This window comes from Bdellovibrio bacteriovorus str. Tiberius (assembly GCF_000317895.1).
Classification (GTDB): domain Bacteria; phylum Bdellovibrionota; class Bdellovibrionia; order Bdellovibrionales; family Bdellovibrionaceae; genus Bdellovibrio; species Bdellovibrio bacteriovorus_F.
The window spans coordinates 1014776-1031891 of the sequence record NC_019567.1; the positions used below are offsets into that span (position 1 = coordinate 1014776).

17 protein-coding genes are annotated in these 17116 nt (G+C 49.9%); 12 read left to right on the plus strand and 5 right to left on the minus strand.

Annotated elements, in window-relative coordinates; all coding sequences use genetic code 11:
* Positions 1 to 29 precede the first annotated feature (29 nt).
* A complete protein-coding gene (locus BDT_RS04960) occupies positions 30 to 1430 on the minus strand; it encodes a hydantoinase B/oxoprolinase family protein (RefSeq protein WP_015090168.1) in 1401 nt (466 codons plus the stop codon).
* A complete protein-coding gene (locus BDT_RS04965) occupies positions 1427 to 2779 on the minus strand; it encodes a hydantoin utilization protein (protein ID WP_041577062.1) in 1353 nt (450 codons plus the stop codon). Before BDT_RS04965 ends, BDT_RS04960 begins: the two co-directional genes overlap by 4 nt.
* A 95-nt stretch (positions 2780 to 2874) precedes the next feature.
* Between BDT_RS04965 and hisC the strand changes: the two genes are divergently transcribed.
* From hisC to BDT_RS04980, 3 genes are all read left to right on the plus strand, one after another.
* A complete protein-coding gene (gene hisC / locus BDT_RS04970; RefSeq protein WP_041577064.1) occupies positions 2875 to 3993 on the plus strand; it encodes a histidinol-phosphate transaminase in 1119 nt (372 codons plus the stop codon).
* A gap of 12 nt (positions 3994 to 4005) precedes the next feature.
* Positions 4006 to 4659 (plus strand): (d)CMP kinase, encoded by a 654-nt coding sequence (gene cmk / locus BDT_RS04975; protein WP_041577066.1) that lies wholly within the window; start codon positions 4006 to 4008, stop codon positions 4657 to 4659.
* A gap of 108 nt (positions 4660 to 4767) precedes the next feature.
* Positions 4768 to 5628, plus strand: coding sequence for a TIGR02285 family protein (locus BDT_RS04980; protein ID WP_015090173.1), 861 nt, complete (start codon positions 4768 to 4770; stop codon positions 5626 to 5628).
* Here BDT_RS04980 and BDT_RS04985 read toward each other — a convergent pair.
* The gene (locus BDT_RS04985; RefSeq protein ID WP_015090174.1) at positions 5625 to 6917 is read right to left on the minus strand and encodes a prenyltransferase/squalene oxidase repeat-containing protein; all 1293 of its coding nucleotides are present in this window, start codon (positions 6915 to 6917) and stop codon (positions 5625 to 5627) included. The genes BDT_RS04980 and BDT_RS04985 overlap by 4 nt on opposite strands.
* 120 nt (positions 6918 to 7037) lie before the next feature.
* Between BDT_RS04985 and BDT_RS04990 the strand changes: the two genes are divergently transcribed.
* The 9 genes from BDT_RS04990 (at position 7038) to BDT_RS05030 (ending at position 14384) form a co-directional block, all read left to right on the plus strand.
* Positions 7038 to 7550 carry a hypothetical protein gene (locus BDT_RS04990; protein ID WP_015090175.1) on the plus strand — a complete coding sequence of 171 codons (513 nt, stop codon included), beginning with the start codon at positions 7038 to 7040 and terminating at the stop codon, positions 7548 to 7550.
* Positions 7551 to 7771: 221 nt separating this feature from the next.
* Positions 7772 to 9571, plus strand: coding sequence for a 30S ribosomal protein S1 (locus BDT_RS04995; protein WP_015090176.1), 1800 nt, complete (start codon positions 7772 to 7774; stop codon positions 9569 to 9571).
* Between the two features lie 148 nt (positions 9572 to 9719).
* Positions 9720 to 10688, plus strand: coding sequence for a signal peptide peptidase SppA (gene sppA / locus BDT_RS05000; RefSeq protein WP_015090177.1), 969 nt, complete (start codon positions 9720 to 9722; stop codon positions 10686 to 10688).
* 12 nt (positions 10689 to 10700) lie between these two features.
* Entirely contained in the window at positions 10701 to 11099 is a 399-nt protein-coding gene (locus BDT_RS05005; RefSeq protein WP_235046333.1) for a hypothetical protein, read from the plus strand.
* A gap of 2 nt (positions 11100 to 11101) precedes the next feature.
* Positions 11102 to 11722 (plus strand): HIT family protein, encoded by a 621-nt coding sequence (locus tag BDT_RS05010; RefSeq protein ID WP_015090179.1) that lies wholly within the window; start codon positions 11102 to 11104, stop codon positions 11720 to 11722.
* Complete coding sequence (locus BDT_RS05015) at positions 11715 to 12461, plus strand: rhomboid family intramembrane serine protease (protein ID WP_226987931.1); 747 nt, start codon at positions 11715 to 11717, stop codon at positions 12459 to 12461. The genes BDT_RS05010 and BDT_RS05015 overlap by 8 nt, the downstream gene beginning before the upstream one ends.
* A gap of 69 nt (positions 12462 to 12530) precedes the next feature.
* A complete protein-coding gene (locus tag BDT_RS05020; RefSeq protein ID WP_011163601.1) occupies positions 12531 to 12716 on the plus strand; it encodes a hypothetical protein in 186 nt (61 codons plus the stop codon).
* 141 nt (positions 12717 to 12857) lie between these two features.
* Positions 12858 to 13229: a hypothetical protein gene (locus BDT_RS05025; RefSeq protein WP_015090180.1), complete on the plus strand. Its 372-nt coding sequence runs from the start codon at positions 12858 to 12860 to the stop codon at positions 13227 to 13229.
* A 162-nt stretch (positions 13230 to 13391) separates the two neighbouring features.
* Positions 13392 to 14384 (plus strand): Fe(3+) ABC transporter substrate-binding protein, encoded by a 993-nt coding sequence (locus BDT_RS05030; protein WP_041577070.1) that lies wholly within the window; start codon positions 13392 to 13394, stop codon positions 14382 to 14384.
* 57 nt (positions 14385 to 14441) lie between these two features.
* Here the strand turns inward: BDT_RS05030 and BDT_RS05035 are convergent, their stop codons facing one another.
* Together BDT_RS05035 and BDT_RS05040 are read right to left on the minus strand one after the other, a co-directional pair.
* Positions 14442 to 15875, minus strand: a complete 1434-nt coding sequence (locus BDT_RS05035; protein WP_015090182.1) for a short-chain fatty acid transporter — start codon at positions 15873 to 15875, stop codon at positions 14442 to 14444.
* A gap of 130 nt (positions 15876 to 16005) precedes the next feature.
* Positions 16006 to 17004: a L,D-transpeptidase family protein gene (locus BDT_RS05040; RefSeq protein ID WP_015090183.1), complete on the minus strand. Its 999-nt coding sequence runs from the start codon at positions 17002 to 17004 to the stop codon at positions 16006 to 16008.
* Positions 17005 to 17116 lie beyond the last annotated feature (112 nt).

The window sequence follows — 17116 nt, forward strand, 5'->3', positions numbered from 1 at the left end:
CGACAAAGGACTCTCGCTAGAGTCCTTTGTTATTCCGCACGACCGTAGCCGCCACCTGAACCAGAACACAGGGTCAGGACGTCTTTGACAGCAAACTTTTGCTGTCCCAGAACGGGAAGAGTCTTTGCAACTTCACCTTGTTCCAGGGTGACTTCGGCTGGATCGCCATGGCTGCAGGTTTTCAGCAGACGGGGACGGTGCAAAGTCAGGTCGGTCATCCAGGTGGCGGAAAGATCCCCGCACACCTCGATCTTCATGACAACACCACGGCCACCGCTGAATTTGCCTTTGCCACCGTTAGAGTGACGCTGATCCACGCGCAGAACCTTGATCGGGAAATCACGTTCAAGTTGTTCCAAAGAAAGTGTGTCCATCTGAGCACTGACGCCATCACGGGACGCTTTCGCGCCTTCACCGCCGGGCAAAGTCAAAAGCGCATGTTTGCTGCCAGCTTGCAGATCAAACTGCAAGGCACAGTGACTGCCCACAGAGGATTCCTGTTTGTGGTGAATCTGCGCCAGCGCCAGTTCAATAGCTGTTTGCAAAGCCGCGACCCCACAGGTCATGCCTTTGAAGGTTGGAGCCGGATATTTACCCACCAGCCAGCAGCCGGAAGGTTTGGTGATTTGCAAAATAGAGAACGATCCCGAGTTAGCCAGATCCGTGAAGCCGTAATGACGGCTCAAAGCATGGAAGCAGGCGCCATAGGTTGCAGATTCAGTCATGGAAACTGTTTTTGCCGCCGTCGTGCCGCTGAAATCCAAAGAGATTTTACCATCCTGGATTTCCATATTCAGACGCAGCAGTTCGCCGCTGTCCAAAACCACATCGACGCGCGCTTCGCCCGAAGCGCTTTCAGAAATCTTTTTCGTCGCGGCTTTTTTAGAAATGCGCAGGTAATCTTCGATCAGTTCGCCGGTCACCGTGAAACCAGTCAGCTCGATGGCGTCGACCAGTTTTTTTGCTCCTGCAGTCAGGTCCGCCACTTGGGCTTTCAGCCAAGGCACAAAATCAGCAGGGCAGGCCGGGTGTGCCTGCATGGCAGCCAGAATCATTTCATTCAGCTGGTTTTTCTGACGAAGTGGTGTCGGCGGAATGCGCAGGCCTTCTTCTTCGATGGATTTAACGATTTTTACCTGCGTGTCCAAAGGACGGCGCGAAACCCACAAAAGGTCTTCTGAAACCGCCATCACAAAAGTCATTTCGGACAACAGGCTGCCGCCACTGTAAGGGTCATTCAAAAGGGCGATGTCGCCTTCCTGCAGTTTTAGATATTTCGCGGCAGTGGTGGCCGCCGTTGTCAGCGTGCCATAGGTCACCGGCTGCTGACCGCGCACACCCAGGACGTCTCCATCCAAAGTCATCAGTGCGGATTCACCCACCAGAAATTGATTCAGCAAGGAATGCAAAAGTTCGATTTGATAGTTCATTTGGACTCCTTCAGGGCTTTCATGCCCCACAGGGCCGTGGCGGCGGATTCGCAGAATTCATCAGCGGCAACCGTGGTGTGCGGATCTTTTTTGAAGATATTGGCAAACAGCGCTGCCAAAGGACCCGTTACCAATAATTTTTGCTGATCACGCTGCAGGAAAGATTCCACCGCAAGTCTTTGCACAGACAGGCTTTGCAGTTCTTTGGTCAGATGATTGAAGTCGTTGTCTTTGAAGGTGCTGATTTTGGAAAGGGTCAAAAGCGCTGTTTTAAAGCGCTGAATCCCTTGAGCAGAAACGCGGTCCTCAAGACCTTCCAGTTTGGAAAGTTTTGGATTTTCAGACCACAGATCCAAAAGACTCATTTTTTGCCCACGACCCAGGAACATCGGTCCTGGCTCCCAGCCTTCTTCCTGAGTCAGGAAGTCAAAGCGTTCAAAGGTGTTCAAGCCGATTCCCAGCGTGGGCTGGACGCCCAGATTTTTTACTTTCAAGTGGCGCACTTCCACCGGACCCCAGCAGCTGTTCCACTGTTCCGCCCAGCGGGTGGGGGAAATCAAAGTGAAATACTCAAGGCCCAGATACAAAACATCTTTGCCCGAAGCTTTGTTCCAAAGCCCCAGAGCCGTGGACGCGGCAAACTGACTGCTGATTTCTTTTCCGGTTTCATCCTGGAAAAGTTCACCGCTGGCATCAAGGAAGTGAATGTCATTTTTATCAAGCGCGGCCTCAAGGCCCGCATAGACGTCTTTTTTCAGGTCAGCGAAAACACCGGAAAGGGTGGCGTTCAAAGCATTCTGAGTCCAGCGCGTGACTTCGTGAGGATTGTCGGTGCTTGCCGGAGCAAACACTTCAATGCCTTTTTCGCTGAAGAATTTGGTCGCCGCATTCAAGTGCGCCGGATTGGTCGCAGAGTGCAGCAGGTTCAGGCAGACTTTCTTGCAGCTCATCAGCTCAAGTTTTGCGGCAATCGCTTCCAGTTCTTCGGTTTGCAGGGGGGTTTCAACGGTGCCATCGGCGCGCACGCGTTCACGCAGGGCAAATTGCAGATCCTTGCTGGTCAGCGCTGCGGGAGTTCCGCAAAGATCCAGCCAGTGCTCCAGGCCTTCTGTGCTGACGTGGGCCACAGCGCCGCTTAGTTTATAGTCCAAAAGTTTTTTGGGAACGCGCAGGCTGACAAAGGCCTTCTGGATTTTTCCATGGGGCGCGATGAACTGGATCAGTGAGGATTTAAGGCTTTCACGAGAGTGAAATACTCTTTTTTGCGCAAGGGGACTGGAGTCTGACAGGAGTGAGAATTCGGCGAAGGATTCACCGACGCTCACACCGAGCACGAGGCTGTTTTGCATTTTCGAACGCTCTCTATTGAATTTGCACTGGAATGTTGTTAAGTCTTAGTCGGACAGGTATAGCAAAGTATTCTCTCTAAGAAAAGGATTCTAAAGTGAAGATTTCTCCCGAAATTTTGAATCTGGTGCCCTACAAACCTGGAAAGCCGATTTCTGAGACCCAACGTGAGTACGGGCTCACAACGGTCTACAAACTCGCAAGTAACGAGAATCCTTTGGGTCCCAGCCCGAAAGCCATGGCGGCGGTGAAGCAGGCCTTGGATCATCAGCACCTGTATCCGGATCCATCCCACTATGAGCTTTTGCAGACTTTGTCGAAAGAATGGGGCTTCCCGACAAAACAACTTGCTATTGGTAATGGCAGCGACGAACTGATTGATCTGTTGTGCCGTATCTATTGTGAGCACCATGATGGCGTTTTGACATCTGCGGCAGCGTTTAATGCCTATGAAGTCAGCGCTCCGGCAAACCGTGCGGTGATCCACAAAGTTCCGATGGCGGAAGGCTATCGTTTTGATCTGCCTGCCGTTGCAGACTACTTCCTGAAACACCCGGAAAAAAACATCCGTTTGATTTTTGTCTCTAATCCCAACAATCCAACCGGCACTTACGCCACCAAAGCGGAAGTGGAGGCTTTCCTTCAGAAAGTCGGTAACCGTGACGATGTGATGATTATTTTTGACGAAGCTTATAACGAATTTGTGCGCGCCAAGGATTATGCATCCGCACAAGGTTATATGGGACAGTATAAAAACCTGATTGTTCTTCGCACTTTCTCCAAAATCTATGGGCTGGCGGGTTTCCGCCTGGGTGCGATGATCGCGCCGCCAGAGGTTGTGGAAGTCTTTAACCGTGTGCGCAAACCATTTAATGTCAACGATTTAGCGCAAGTGGCTGCAAATGCGGCTCTGCAAGATAAAGAATTTATTGAGCGATCGCAGCAGATTTGCTGGAAAGGGCTTGATTACTTCTACAAGAAGTTAGAAGAATTAGGCCTGCCGTACATTCCATCTCAGGGAAATTTTGTCATGTTTGACACTCTCCGCGACGCCGCCAAGGTGAACGAAGCCTTGTTACGTCGTGGGATCATCATGAGACCGCTGTTGAACTATGGGTTCAAGACGCATCTGCGTTTGAGTGTAGGGCGCGATCATGAAAATGAAGCTGCTATGTCAGCTTTGGCGGACGTTTTAAAAGAAATTGCACCGCTGTAGTTTTGGAGAATTATGGGAATGGTAATTACGATTGATGGCCCTGCGGCCTCCGGAAAATCTTCAGTAAGTCGTGAGTTGGCTCGTCGTTTGGGCTGGCAGTGGGTTTCTACGGGTGCATTCTATCGTGGTTTGGCATTTGCTGCTCTTCAACTGCAAATTGATCTGGATGACGTTTCCACTTTGGCCAATCTGACTCACGATCCGGTATGGAGCGTGAGAATGGATGACGAACGCACTCGTGTGTTCTTCAAAGACCAGGATGTGACTGATCAGATCGCTCACGAAGACGTGGGTAATTTCGCCAGCAAAGTCAGTCATTATCCAGAAGTGCGTAAAGCCCTTTTGGATGCGCAACGCAACTGTTCTTCCGGTCCTCAAGGCTTGGTGGCAGAAGGCCGCGATTGCGGTACTGTGGTGTTCCCAACTGCGGATGCCAAGGTTTATTTGACTGCTAACAGTGAACACCGCGCGGCTCGACGTGCAGCAGAGTTGGGTCTGGACCATGAGGACATGGTGAAAGCCCAGCAGCAACGTGACCATCAAGATTCCACTCGTAAAGTAGCTCCGATGGCCGTGCCAGAAGATGCTTTGGTTGTGGACACCACTGCACTGAATTTGAACCAAGTCGTAGACGCAGTTGTTGAATACGTTAAAAATAAGATCTAAGGGTGGTCGCCTTGGCGACCTTGGTCCTTTAGCTTAATTGTCTCTTGTCAGCCTTTTGAAATTCTCACGGTAATGGCTTAATTCTTACTGCTAATCTTTAGGTACTTTATGAAAAGTGCCTGGGGTTTTCTTTTATTCTTTTTTCCATGGTTATTGTGGGCGATTGAACCGCCGCCGCAGAAGCCGGCTGTGCAGTGGATTGTGAATGATTTTCCGCCGTTTTTGGTGCTTTCGGGCGAGGGCATGACGGTGGATATTTCTCAGGCTCAGGGGCCCTTTGCCAATATTTATCAGGAAATTGAGCGGGCGTTGCCGGGGTATTCGCATCGTTTTGTGCGGGTGTCTTTCACCCGGGCTGAAAAGCTTTTCAGTGGGCAGGGCGGCTATTGCACGGTGCTTTTGCAAAAAACCAAAGAGCGGGAAAAGTTTCTGATCTTTGGTGATGAACTGGCGCGGGCTTTTCCGGTGGGACTGGTGGTGCATGCCAAGGGCACGCCGGGTATTGCTGATGATCAGAAAGATGTGGATTTAAAAGAACTGCTGGCCTCGGGCAAGTTTCGTCTGGGGGTTATTCAAAGCCGCGCCTACACCCGGCAAATTGATGACATTCTATCTTTAAGCGGGCATGCCACAAAGATTGTCGGCGACAGTGCCATGGGCAATTTATTTCTGATGCTGGAAAAAAAGCGGGTCAACGGGGTTTTGGCATACGCCCTGGAAAAAACCGATTATGAACGACACAATATCGCCGTTCCCGCTCTGAAATTTCTGAAAGTTAAAAACATGCCCGACTATATTTCGGTGTGGGCATCCTGTGAAAAGTCCCTGCGTGGCGAACAGATTTTAAAGGACCTGACCCGCGCTGTTCGCGAAAAAAATGTGAAGGGCAAAATCTATAAGTACTTCATGCAGGAACTTCCTCCGGACATGAAAAAAAATTACCGCGACCTTTACGAAAGCCCGCCTTAATTCCAGCGCAAATCGGCCACCGTCAGGGCTTTCACGGCCAGCGCAGTGGTGTAGCCAGTTGATCTCCACACCACTGGGAATCTTGCCACAAACGTAGCGGCAAAGAACACCTGCCCGCTCCAGAACAGGCGGCCCGCCGAATCTTTCCGAGACTGCGACATCAGAAAATTCAAACCCCGGCGCACGCGTTCGCGATGCGTTTCGTTCTGGGGGTCGCCTAAAATTAACAATGTATTCAAGGCCCACGCGGTCGAGTGCGCGTAATCCGGTCTTGCCATAAAGCTGTTACGCCAGGATCCATCCCTGTGCTGTAAAGCCAGAATATAATTCAGCAGTTTTTGCCGTGAAGGTTCCAGACACGAGGCCCCGGCATTGATGGTGGCGGCCATTGCATATGGCAGGGCATAGCGGCTGGGATAATACATTCCGCAGAAATAGAACTGTCTTTTTTCAACGACCCGATTCAGATGGCGGCAGCTGGCTTGATAGCCCGGGCCTTCGGTTTTTTTCGCATAGGTCAGAAGCTTCAGCACATTGGCGTTCACCACGCAGTCGACGTCATTCATATTAAAAGGGATTCGCGTGCCGCGATGAGGGGCCGCAAAAATATTCCGTGGCATGTCGGGGTCTTTTTCATCCCACAGCCACGTCATGAAAGCGCCGGTGTTCACGTGCAACTGGGCGGCGTTGTAGGTGTGCGGCAGGCGCGACAGATCCCGGGCGGAAGACAAGGCATCAATCACCGCCTCAGGCAGTTGCGCGGGTGTTTTGCGCGGGGACTGGCCCGCCTCAAGGCTTTTTAAAAAATGCAGATAGGTGTGGGTGACCGACGTGGTGTCAGCATCTGGCGGGATGTTGGCGACACCTTTCCACTGCGGGGCCAGATACATGTTGCGCGGTCCGCGTGTGCGCACGCCCTTGAGGCTTGAAGGCGGATAGAAGTTAAACAGATCCCCCCAGCGATAGGGCGCAAGGCCCTGGGCGGTTTTGCGCACCATCGGCGGAATCTTGCTGAAGCGGGGATTGTAGAAATACGTCTCGGCCAGAACGTTGGCGATGGCCGAGGCTGAAAAGGCACTGGGTTCATCATAGGCGACACCGAACTTGCCCACGCCGATCCCGCTGGGGACATAGGACGTCACCCGTGAACGCCATTGTCCCGGCTCGTAGCCTTCGCGGCCAGTCGTCTGATAGTGCGCCAGAAAATCCAGGGCCGAGTCGATGTGTTTTTCGTAACGGGCCTGTGCGGTTGCACTGATCAGCCCCAGTAAAAACAGCAGGTACTTCATGGTTATGCCTCCGAATCAGAACATGAAATCAGGACAGGACCCGGGCTGTCAGCGGGCCTTGTAAAAGTACAAGCTGGTTTTTTTCTGCTGCGGGGTATTCTTAAAAGCGCGAGGTGAATTATGAAAAAGGTGTGGCTGGCGGGACTGGTGATCGCAGGGCTGGTGGGGTGTTCGTCCAAAGACAAACTGGATACCGAACTTGAAGACGCGCAGTTGATGGGCCGGGAAACTGTCGGCAAGCGCGATGACAACTATGTGGTGCAGGAAAAAAAGAATCTGATTCACCACCTGCAGGAAGTGCAGACGGATGTCTATACGATGGAGGAAAACATCTATGGCAACCGCGATTTGGGTAACAAAGGAAAGTACGGGGTTCTGCGCGACTGCAAAATTGAAGCAGCTCCGCAAGCCGGTGGCAAAGTCGACATAGTTCCGAAAAACATCCTGACGGAAGAGGAAAACAAGCTGTCCCGCCAGACCGGGGTGGATGAATCCGGCACCCTGGTCACCCTGCGTGAAGAGGATCTAAGTCAGCGTCTGAAGCGCTTTGAAGGTTACAAAACTGCTTATGAGAAGCAGGAGGAGTGGTTTGACAGTGAAATTCAAGCCTGCAGGCAGTCTCAGCGGGAATAGCTGTATTGGATTATATGCGATTTGAGGCTCTTTCGGGGGCCTTTTTTCTGTCCCAAGTTTACCTCAGATAACACAGGACCACGAAAACCTCGCTGGTATGCGTAAAACCTTTGACTTCCGACCCCTTAGGTCGCTAAACCAGTGATTCGCCTTAAGAGCGAAGAAAGGTTACGGGTAGGATCCATGAGGTCTTACTACGTGGGAGGTTTACAAAAAACGATATGACAAAACAATTGAACAAAGCCGCATTGGAGAAACAGAAAGTTCTTGCTTTCTTGGATGCTGAAGACGCAAAGGTTCCAGCAAATCCTGGCATTTTGAATGCGAAAGCTGACAAAGCTGGTGACTTCGACTCTCTATTCGAAGCTTCCATGAAAGAACAAGACTTCAAAGTCGGCGACGTTGTAACAGGTTCTGTAGTTGAAGTTCAGTCTGACTACGTACTTGTTGATATCAACTACAAGTCTGAAGGTTTGATCGCGATCAACGAATTCCGTATTGTTGACGGCGTTCGCGATGTGAAAGCTGGAGACAAAGTAGAAGTTTTGATCGACCGTATCGAAAACGAAAACGGCATGATCGTTCTTTCCAAAGACAAAGCAGATATGCTTCGTGCTTGGACAGACATCTCTAAAGCAGCAGAAAACGAAGAAGTTATCGAAGGTACTGTTGTTGCTAAAGTTAAAGGCGGCTTGAGCGTTGATATCGGCGTTAAAGCATTCCTTCCAGGTTCTCAAATCGACCTGCGTCCGGTTCGCAACATGGACGTATACCTGGGCAAGAAGTTCAAATTCAAAGTTATCAAGTTCAACAAGAAACGTGGCAACATCGTTCTTTCCCGCCGCGCGCTTCTTGAAGAAGAACGTGACAGCTTGCGCTCTCAAACTCTTGACACTATGGCAGAAGGTTCTGTTGTTACTGGTATCGTTAAGAATATCACTGACTACGGCGCGTTCATCGACCTTGGTGGCATGGACGGTTTGTTGCACATCACTGATATGTCTTGGGGCCGCGTAAAACATCCATCTGAGATGTTGAACGTTGGTGACGAAATCCAAGTTAAAGTTCTTAAGTATGACAAAGAAAAAGAACGCGTATCTTTGGGCATGAAACAGCTTCACGCAGATCCTTGGGAATCCGTAAAAGCTTCTTACCCTCCAGGCACTAAACTGAAAGGCAAAGTTGTATCTTTGGCTGAGTACGGTGCATTCGTTGAGCTTGGTGAAGGCATTGAAGGTCTGATCCACGTTTCTGAAATGTCCTGGACTAAACGTGTAAAACACCCTTCTCAGATCGTGACTGTTGATCAAGAAGTTGAAGTAGTGGTTCTTGAAGTAGACACTGAAAACCGCCGCATCAGCTTGGGTATGAAACAACTTCAGGCCAACCCATGGGTTGAAATGAAAGAATCATACGCTCCAGGTACAATCATCGAAGGCGAAGTGAAATCCGTAACTGACTTCGGTATCTTCATCGGCATCGAAGAAGGCATCGACGGTTTGGTTCACATCTCTGACTTCTCTTGGACTAAACGTGTAAATCATCCAAATGAACTTTACGCTAAAGGCCAGAAAGTTCGCGCGGTTGTATTGGGCGTGGACATCGAGAACGAAAGATTCTCTTTGGGTATCAAACAACTTGAGTCTGACCCTTGGTCAAACATCGAGAACAAATACGCTATCGGCACTCAACACGATGTTAAAGTCACTAAAACAGCTGACTTCGGTGCATTCGTTGAACTTGAATCCGATATCGAAGGTTTGATCCACATTTCTGAACTGACTACTGAAAAAATCAACTCTGTTGAGGAATTCATCAAGCCAGGTCAGTCTGTAAAAGCTGAAGTTATCTCTATCGACAAAGACGCTCGTAAGATCGGCTTGTCTGCAAAACTTGTTAAACTTCGCGAATCAAAAGCGGATGTTGACGATTACGTTAAAAAAGCGACTGCAACTTCCAAGTCCACTTTCGGTGACTTGTTTGCTGACCAGTTGAAAAACGTAAAAACTGACAAGCAATAGTTGTGAATAGGAGAAAGGTCGAGTCGTTGTAAAACGACGCGACTGGACCCTGACCCGGCATTGACTGACAAGTTTTAAAGAGGGACCCTAGTAGGGTCCCTTTTTTTATTTGAAAAGGGACCTATTTCAACCGTTCGGGAGCGTTGGTATGAAGGGTAGCTTTTTCAAAAAACTGGTTATTATCTTTTTGGTGTTCGTAGGCCTGGGTGCCTTGTTGAAAATGAGCGGGGACTTCTTCGGAAGCGAAGACAAGCGTGTCACTGCCAAAAACACCATCCTGCATCTGGAAATGAACGGCGTTATTCTTAACGGCAAGAAGTTCATCAAGAATCTTAAAAAATACCGTGAAGACGACAAGGTCAAAGCGATCCTGATCAGCATCAATTCTCCGGGCGGTTCTGTGGGGCCTTCCCAGGAAATGTTCGCAGAGATCAAACGCGTTCGCGACGAAATCAAAAAGCCGGTTGTCTGTGTCAGCACAGGTGTGATGGCCAGCGGTGCTTATTATGCGGCAGTGGCTTGCGACAAGATCGTTGTGGCACCGGGGGCGCTGGTGGGTTCCATCGGTGTGATCATGGAATTTGCGAATCTGGAAAAGCTGTATGACTGGGCTAAGATTTCCCGCTATTCCATCACGTCCGGCAAGTTCAAAGATTCGGGCGCGGAATACCGTCCGATGCGTGAAGATGAAAGATCCCTGTTCCAAAGCATGATTGACGAAGTCTATGCACAATTCAAAGGAACTGTGGCAGCAGAACGCAAGCTGAAAGAAGAAGTGGTTGCCGAGTACGCTGACGGCCGCGTGTTCACCGGGGCGACCGCGGTGAAAGTGGGCTTTGCCGATCAGGAAGGTTACTATGACGATGCGGTGAAGCTGGCGGCTGAAATCGCAAAGCTGGGTGACAATTACGAAGTCTTTGAAGTTCCAAAAAAGAAAGTCAGCATCTTTGACCTGGGTGGCGGCGATTCTGAAGACGACCTGAACAGCATGTCTGAATTTGCGGACGTATTGAAAGGCAAGTCCTTCGGTCCGGATATGGAAGGCGCGATGAAATACATCCTGCGCGCGAAATATCTGAATCAGCCATTGATGTTGATGCCGGGTTACTGGGAGTAATCCGTGAAGAAGATGGCCCTGTTTTTACTGACCGTGCTTGGCGCTGCGATAGCCGGGGCCAATCCTCAGGATCCGCGTCAGCCGCAAGCCTGGTTTGATGTCCGCTGGAGTGGTATTTATTATCTGACCGCGGATCTGGAGCCGGCACCGGGTGTGGTGTTTAAAACCGGGCAGAAGTTTGAGTTTGTAGGCATTACCGGTGGCGGTGGTTTTGTTCCTGTCACTGTATTTGAGCTGAAACCTTTGGTATGCGAGACGCCGCAGCTTGAAACGGAGTTGGTTTTGTTGAATCCTGCGGGTGGAAACAAAACCGAAATCGGCTTTGAGATGCGCAAGAACTGTGTGATGGCTTTCTTTGTTGAAAACCGTCTGGTGGGCACCTCCAGCTATTTCACTGACAGCACGGAGTAAGCATGGCAGCAGCCAAAAAGGCGCGCAAAAAAACATCCGCGAAAAAGACCCCTGTGAAAAGAAAAGCGCCCATCAAGGCTCCGGTGGTCGCTCATGGCAAAATCCAGATCGGCAAGGATGTCTGGCCGATGGAGCGTGATGTTTTGTTCCGTCCGGATCGCATGAAATACGTGCGCAAACTGATCAAACCCGACGGCTGTGTTTTTTGCCGGGCTTCGGAGGAAAAAGTCAGCTTTGATACCTTGTGCGTGTTTAAATCCAAACACTCGATGGTGGTTCTGAACAAGTTCCCTTATAACAGCGGGCATCTTTTGGTTTTGCCAAAACGCCACTGTGGGGACCTGTTGAAACTTTCTGATGAAGAATACCATGACCTGCAAAATGTCATTCGTCTGACGATGAAGGCATTGAATGACCTTTACCAGCCAGGCGGCATCAACGTGGGTTTAAACCACGGGGCTGTGGCCGGGGCGGGAATTCCTGAGCACTTGCACTATCACGTGATTCCTCGATGGACAGGGGACCTTAATTTCTTCCCGTTGATCGCTGAGACAAAGGTCTTGGTTGAAAGTCTTGAGCAGACCTACGAGAAGGTATGGAGTATTTTAAGAAAATATGAATAGAGGCGTGACTTTCCAAACAGCTCCCATGACCCCTGTGGTGAAGTGGTTGCTGATCATCAATGTGGCTATCTGGTTCGTGTTCCAAGTGATCATGGAAGGCTTCCTGCGTGTTCCTTTCACGTCCATCTTTGGCCTGTTCCCGGGCAAGGTGCTTTTCGATTTCCATATCTGGCAGCCTTTCACGTACATGTTCCTGCACTCCATGCAGGTGACCCATATCCTGTTTAACATGCTGATGCTGTGGTTCTTCGGCGCCGAGCTTGAGCAGCGCTGGGGTTCGAAGTTCTTCCTGATCTACTATTTGGTAGCAGGTGTGGGCGCGGCGATCCTTTACTGTCTGGGTGTGTGGGTTTATGCCCTGATCACGGGTTCTCAAACCGGTCTGATTGTGCCGGTGGTGGGGGCGTCCGGGGCGGTCTTCGGTCTTTTGCTGGCGCAAGGGATGATCTTCGGCGAGCGCATTGTTTACTTCTTTATGCTGTTCCCGATGAAGACCAAGTACTTCGTGGCTTTGATGGGTCTGGTGCAATTGGCCTCCCTTATGACTTCCAGCGTCGCTGGCGGGGAAGTGGCTTATTTGGCCCATCTGGGCGGGATTGTGGCTGGCTTCATCTGCCTTAAAATGAAGGGCTGGTTTGACCGTAATGAATGGAAGAAGAAGGCCAAGAGCAAGGGCCGAAACCTGAGATTAGTTGTTAATAACGAAAAGAACGAAAAACCTCCGAAATACTGGAACTAACAAACGGCCCCCTTTACGGGGCCTTTTTTTTGGGCTATAAATGGGGGCTCGATTGCGAAAAGGGGATTTATGTCTTTGGCTCAAGCTAACAAAAATTTGAAGTATGACAAGCGTATGACTGAGAACAAGATCAACGCGGGTGAAATGACTAAAGAAGAATGGCAAAAGCACCTTGAGCAACTTCCTGATCTTGCCCACAACGTAGAGACGTTCACTATGGACGGCAAAAACACAAAAGACGACGACAACCACTAGGTTTTATCGTTTCAAGTGAAACTCTAAAAAGCACAGCCCTGGGGTTGTGCTTTTTGCGTTTTACGAGGCTCGTGGAACGTTATCAGTTCCCGGGCGGGTCTTTTGCTTGCGTCAGTCTGTTTAACGGCTGGTAATGGACTTATGAAATTGTTCGCTGCTTTGTTTGTACTGTTATTGGCTCCAGGGGCACGGGCCGCAGAAAAGAATTTTCAGTGCCGGGGTGATTTTAAAAACTCCAGTCAGATCTTTCGTTACTCTTTGGCCGTGGATGGAAAAAACACGCGCAGTCGTTTGACCCTGCACAAGGATGATCGCCAGACAAAAGACTTTGGCTGGAAAAAGTATGTGTCGACATCAGGAAAGATCATTGTTGATTCCCCGTGGTCGCAGTATCGCGCGTATCTCGTTCCTGACAGCACTGTCTATGTGCTGGTGCTGGTGAATCCATCCAGCGAAGTACAGATCGATGACGTGCCTTTCAGCCGTTTTTACTGTGTGAAATTTTTGCCTTAAAAAGTGCCATTTTCCCTTGGGTTCCCGGGTAGTTAGCCGCCGTAGTTCTGTAAACGAAAACGCATTGAAAGTGTACTGAGATTCTCGCGGAATTTCCCCGAAAAATTTGACGAAGCAGGTTGCATCCTTTACTAGTGTTCCAAATTTTTAAAGGAGCAACTGATGAGAATTTTGAGCGCAATCGTGACTCTGTTGGCGGCAATGACCGTTCAGGCGAAAACTGACAAGTTGGTGGTTTATTCCTCTTATGATGGCGAAAGACTTGCGCCAATCCTGCAACCATTCACTCAAGCCACTGGCATTGAAGTGGAAGTGGTTTTTGCTTCCTCTACTGATCTTTTGAAACAACTTGAAACTGAAGGTTTGAATTCCCGTGCGGATCTTTATCTGGATAAAGACATCGTTTACATGGGTGAAGCAAACCGCAAAGGCTTCTTGCAGTCTTTCACCACCAATGGTGTGACTCAAAAAGTTCCTTCTCACTTGATCTCTAACGACAAGAACTGGTTCTTGTTGTTCTACCGTGCACGCACTGTGATGTACAACACGCAGAAAGTGAATCCGGAAGATTTGAAAACTTATGCGGACCTGGGCGATCCTAAATGGAAAGGTCAGTTGTGCGTAAGAACTTCCAAAAACAGCTACAACGAAGCAATGGCTGCTTACTTTATCAAGCACTTTGGTGAAATCCAGGCGACAGCGTTGCTTGAATCATGGGTGAAAAACTTTGCAGTAGAGCCTTTGAAAGGTGACCGTGACGTGATCGCAGCTATCGCCAACGGCACTTGCGCGATCGGTGTTGCCAACACTTACTATCTGGCGCCTATCGTTCGTGACGATGCAACCTTCCCCGTGGGCGTTCGTTTCCTTGAGCAGGACAAAGTCGGCGCGCACATCAACGGTGTGGGTATCGGTATCACCAAGTCCTCTAAAAACACAGCGGCAGCCAACGCCTTCCTTGAATTCATGGTTTCCAAACCAGTTCAAGAAGCCGTTGCTGGTGGTTTCAGCCAGTACCCTGCAAGCAAAGAAGCAGACATGGCGCCAATCTTGAAAGAATTCGGTGGTTTTGCTGAAGACACGACCAACGTAAATGCAGTTTCTGATCTTGTGCCAGCAGGTATCGAGTTGATGAAAAAAGCGGGTTACAAATAGTTCCTGTTTTTAAAAACAAAAAAGCCACCTGATGAAGGTGGCTTTTTTTATTTGTGCTTATGGAATCACCGGCGGAGAATACGTCAGTGTTTCCCCCAGCGCCCACAGCATGAAAATCACCAGCGGTGCATGCACCACCAGTTGGGTCACCGTGTAGCCGACAATATCGCGGGCCTTCAGACCCAGGACTCCCAACAGAGCCATCATAAAGAACGGATTGATCAGATTCGGCAAAGCTTCGGCTGCGTTGTAAACCATCACAGTCCAGCCCAGATGCACATGCAGTTCGTTTGCCGCCTGCATCAGGTACGGAGCCTCGATGATCCATTTGCCACCACCTGATGGCACAAAGAATCCCAGCACCGCTGAATAAATTCCCATCAATGCCGAGAACGTGTCGCGCGTGGAAATCGACACGAAGAAGTCCGATATATGATGGGACAAAGTCACACCATCCGCGCCCGGAGCTTTCGTCAGAATGTAGGCGATACTTCCGTAAAGCGGGAACTGAATCAGAATCCCTGCCGTGGACGGCACGGCCTTGCTGATCGAGCGCAGGAAGCGTTTCGGTCTCCAGGTTAAAAGCATACCCAGAATCAGGAACAGGAAGTTGTAGGTATTTAAGTTTGAAATCGCCAGAATCACATCTTTGTTCTGGAATTCCAGCAACAGCCACCACAGCCCCAGGATCACCACAAAAATAGTCAGGATCGGAGAATACTCCAGCCAGTCACCGGGCTGCTTGGGTTTATCCACGTTGTCTTCGACGTCGTGGGACACATCAATTTGCAGATCCTGGGCGGTCACCGCGCGATCACGGGTCGGAGCGGACCAGTAGGCAATTGCCACAGAAACCACGGTCAGTACTGCCAGCATGATCAGGGACTGGGGCAGGAAGATGGTTTCGCTAAAGGGAATGACACCCGTAATAGGCAACAGTGATTTCGGAATGCTGTCGATGTTGGCTTGCAACTGCGCCGCGGAAGAACTCAGTCCCAGGGCCCAGGTTGCGCCCAGCCCCAGATACCCGGCGGCACCAGCCGCGCGATAGTCCATGCGCAGATCCATTCGGCGGGCCAGGGCTCGCACATACAGGCCACCAAACACCAAACTGAAGGCCCAGTTTAACAGAGATGCCAGAATCGTGAAGAAGGCCACATAGGCAACAGCTCCGCGTTCAGTCTTAGGCAGGCGCGCCAGCCAGTTGATGACCTTGCCCGCAGGCGGCGAGGAGGCCACGACATAACCCGAGATTGTGACGATCGCCATTTGCATGGTGAAAGGGATCAGACTCCAGTAACCGTCCCCAAAGGATGTGGCGATGGCTTTGGGGGACACGCCCGCAAGCAGGGCGCCGAGTCCGACCACCACGATGGCCAGGACAGCAAAGATATAAGAATCCGGGAACCAGCGTTCAGCCCAATTGGTGACCGAGGAAGCCAGGCGTTCCAGACTGCCGGTTTTTTTCTGAGTATCGCTCGATGTATTCATGCAAAAGACCTCTGTTTAAGAAATTAGATAGTCCCAGTGTGATACTTAGGAGGCTAATTTCCCAGCATTAAAATGCAATTAATGCTCATCTTAAACAGACCAGGTCTTTTAAATAAGAGTATTTTTGATGTTACTGAGTTTTTTGCGAAGAAGCGGTCATGGAGTTTTCGCGAGCGATCGCGGCCGCCACTTCCTGCTGACTGAACGGAGCCCATTCTTCGCGGATGATTTTATAAGTGTCACCGGATTTAAGGGCATAGATCGTCTTCACACCATAATCGACGTGTTTGTCGGATTCATAGCGCTGCAAAGTTTTCACCAGTAACTGATCGTTGTGTTGAACGATGTAGGGTTGGGACAGGTGAACTTTGATGTATTCGTATTTGGATTTCAGATTCTTTTTGTGGCTCATCCAGGATTTGAAATTGAAACCCGGAGCCTTGAACCCTTCGTCATAGAAGGTTTGGTATTTTTCGATGTCCTGGTTTTCCCAGGCTTGTCTCCAGCTTTCCACGAAGCGGCCCAGATCCAGGCGGCGCTTGTCGTGTTCAGATTTGGAAACATAGTTCACATGATCAAAAATCAGAATCGGGGTTTCACCCAGTTTGACATAGTCAGCAAGTTTTTTGATCACGTCATTGCGAACCACCACGCAGCCACGAGAGCCGCGGGTTAAAGGCACCGAGTCGGGAATCGCATGCAGCCAGATGCCGGAACCGGTTTTGTTTTCGCGTTTGTCGAAAAGATTTGGGTAGTTCGTTGTGAACGCCAGTCCGCCATAAAGGCTGAACGGAATTTTTGGCTGGCTCAAACGCTCTTGCAGGAAGTAAATGCCTTCCGGAGTTTTGTGATCATCACGTTTGGTTTTGTTGCCACCCATTTTACCGATGTCGGCAGGGTATTCGGTGATTTTTTGAATCAGTTCACCATTGCGCTCAAACACGGAAAGTTTGCGCTGTTCTTTATCCACCAGGAACACATAGCGGGAAAAGGCTTCGGTTTCAGAAATCTGAAGCAGGGAAGCAGGCAGCAGGTCTGTTTCAATTTGAGATGACGGCGCGACAGCAGGGCCCGCCAGAACTGGCAGACTCAACGCAAATAAAGCACAGCCCGTGAGCAATAGTCTCATGAATACTATTATGCACGAATAGGGCTTAATCTTGTCAAGTGCCTGTCCTCGGGTGTCCAGAGGTTAAACGTTTTCCGTGTAATTAAAATGTAAATAAAGTGGCCTTTGATAT

What these genes read in the sequence shown, in the direction of transcription:
- BDT_RS04960 (WP_015090168.1), bottom strand. Translation starts at nt 1,430, where the DNA reads ATGAACTATCAAATCGAACTTTTGCATTCCTTGCTGAATCAATTTCTG.
- BDT_RS04965 (WP_041577062.1), bottom strand. Translation starts at nt 2,779, where the DNA reads ATGCAAAACAGCCTCGTGCTCGGTGTGAGCGTCGGTGAATCCTTCGCC.
- cmk (WP_041577066.1), top strand. Translation starts at nt 4,006, where the DNA reads ATGGGAATGGTAATTACGATTGATGGCCCTGCGGCCTCCGGAAAATCT.
- BDT_RS04980 (WP_015090173.1), top strand. Translation starts at nt 4,768, where the DNA reads ATGAAAAGTGCCTGGGGTTTTCTTTTATTCTTTTTTCCATGGTTATTG.
- BDT_RS04985 (WP_015090174.1), bottom strand. Translation starts at nt 6,917, where the DNA reads ATGAAGTACCTGCTGTTTTTACTGGGGCTGATCAGTGCAACCGCACAG.
- BDT_RS04990 (WP_015090175.1), top strand. Translation starts at nt 7,038, where the DNA reads ATGAAAAAGGTGTGGCTGGCGGGACTGGTGATCGCAGGGCTGGTGGGG.
- BDT_RS04995 (WP_015090176.1), top strand. Translation starts at nt 7,772, where the DNA reads ATGACAAAACAATTGAACAAAGCCGCATTGGAGAAACAGAAAGTTCTT.
- sppA (WP_015090177.1), top strand. Translation starts at nt 9,720, where the DNA reads ATGAAGGGTAGCTTTTTCAAAAAACTGGTTATTATCTTTTTGGTGTTC.
- BDT_RS05005 (WP_235046333.1), top strand. Translation starts at nt 10,701, where the DNA reads ATGGCCCTGTTTTTACTGACCGTGCTTGGCGCTGCGATAGCCGGGGCC.
- BDT_RS05010 (WP_015090179.1), top strand. Translation starts at nt 11,102, where the DNA reads ATGGCAGCAGCCAAAAAGGCGCGCAAAAAAACATCCGCGAAAAAGACC.
- BDT_RS05015 (WP_226987931.1), top strand. Translation starts at nt 11,715, where the DNA reads ATGAATAGAGGCGTGACTTTCCAAACAGCTCCCATGACCCCTGTGGTG.
- BDT_RS05020 (WP_011163601.1), top strand. Translation starts at nt 12,531, where the DNA reads ATGTCTTTGGCTCAAGCTAACAAAAATTTGAAGTATGACAAGCGTATG.
- BDT_RS05025 (WP_015090180.1), top strand. Translation starts at nt 12,858, where the DNA reads ATGAAATTGTTCGCTGCTTTGTTTGTACTGTTATTGGCTCCAGGGGCA.
- BDT_RS05030 (WP_041577070.1), top strand. Translation starts at nt 13,392, where the DNA reads ATGAGAATTTTGAGCGCAATCGTGACTCTGTTGGCGGCAATGACCGTT.
- BDT_RS05035 (WP_015090182.1), bottom strand. Translation starts at nt 15,875, where the DNA reads ATGAATACATCGAGCGATACTCAGAAAAAAACCGGCAGTCTGGAACGC.
- BDT_RS05040 (WP_015090183.1), bottom strand. Translation starts at nt 17,004, where the DNA reads ATGAGACTATTGCTCACGGGCTGTGCTTTATTTGCGTTGAGTCTGCCA.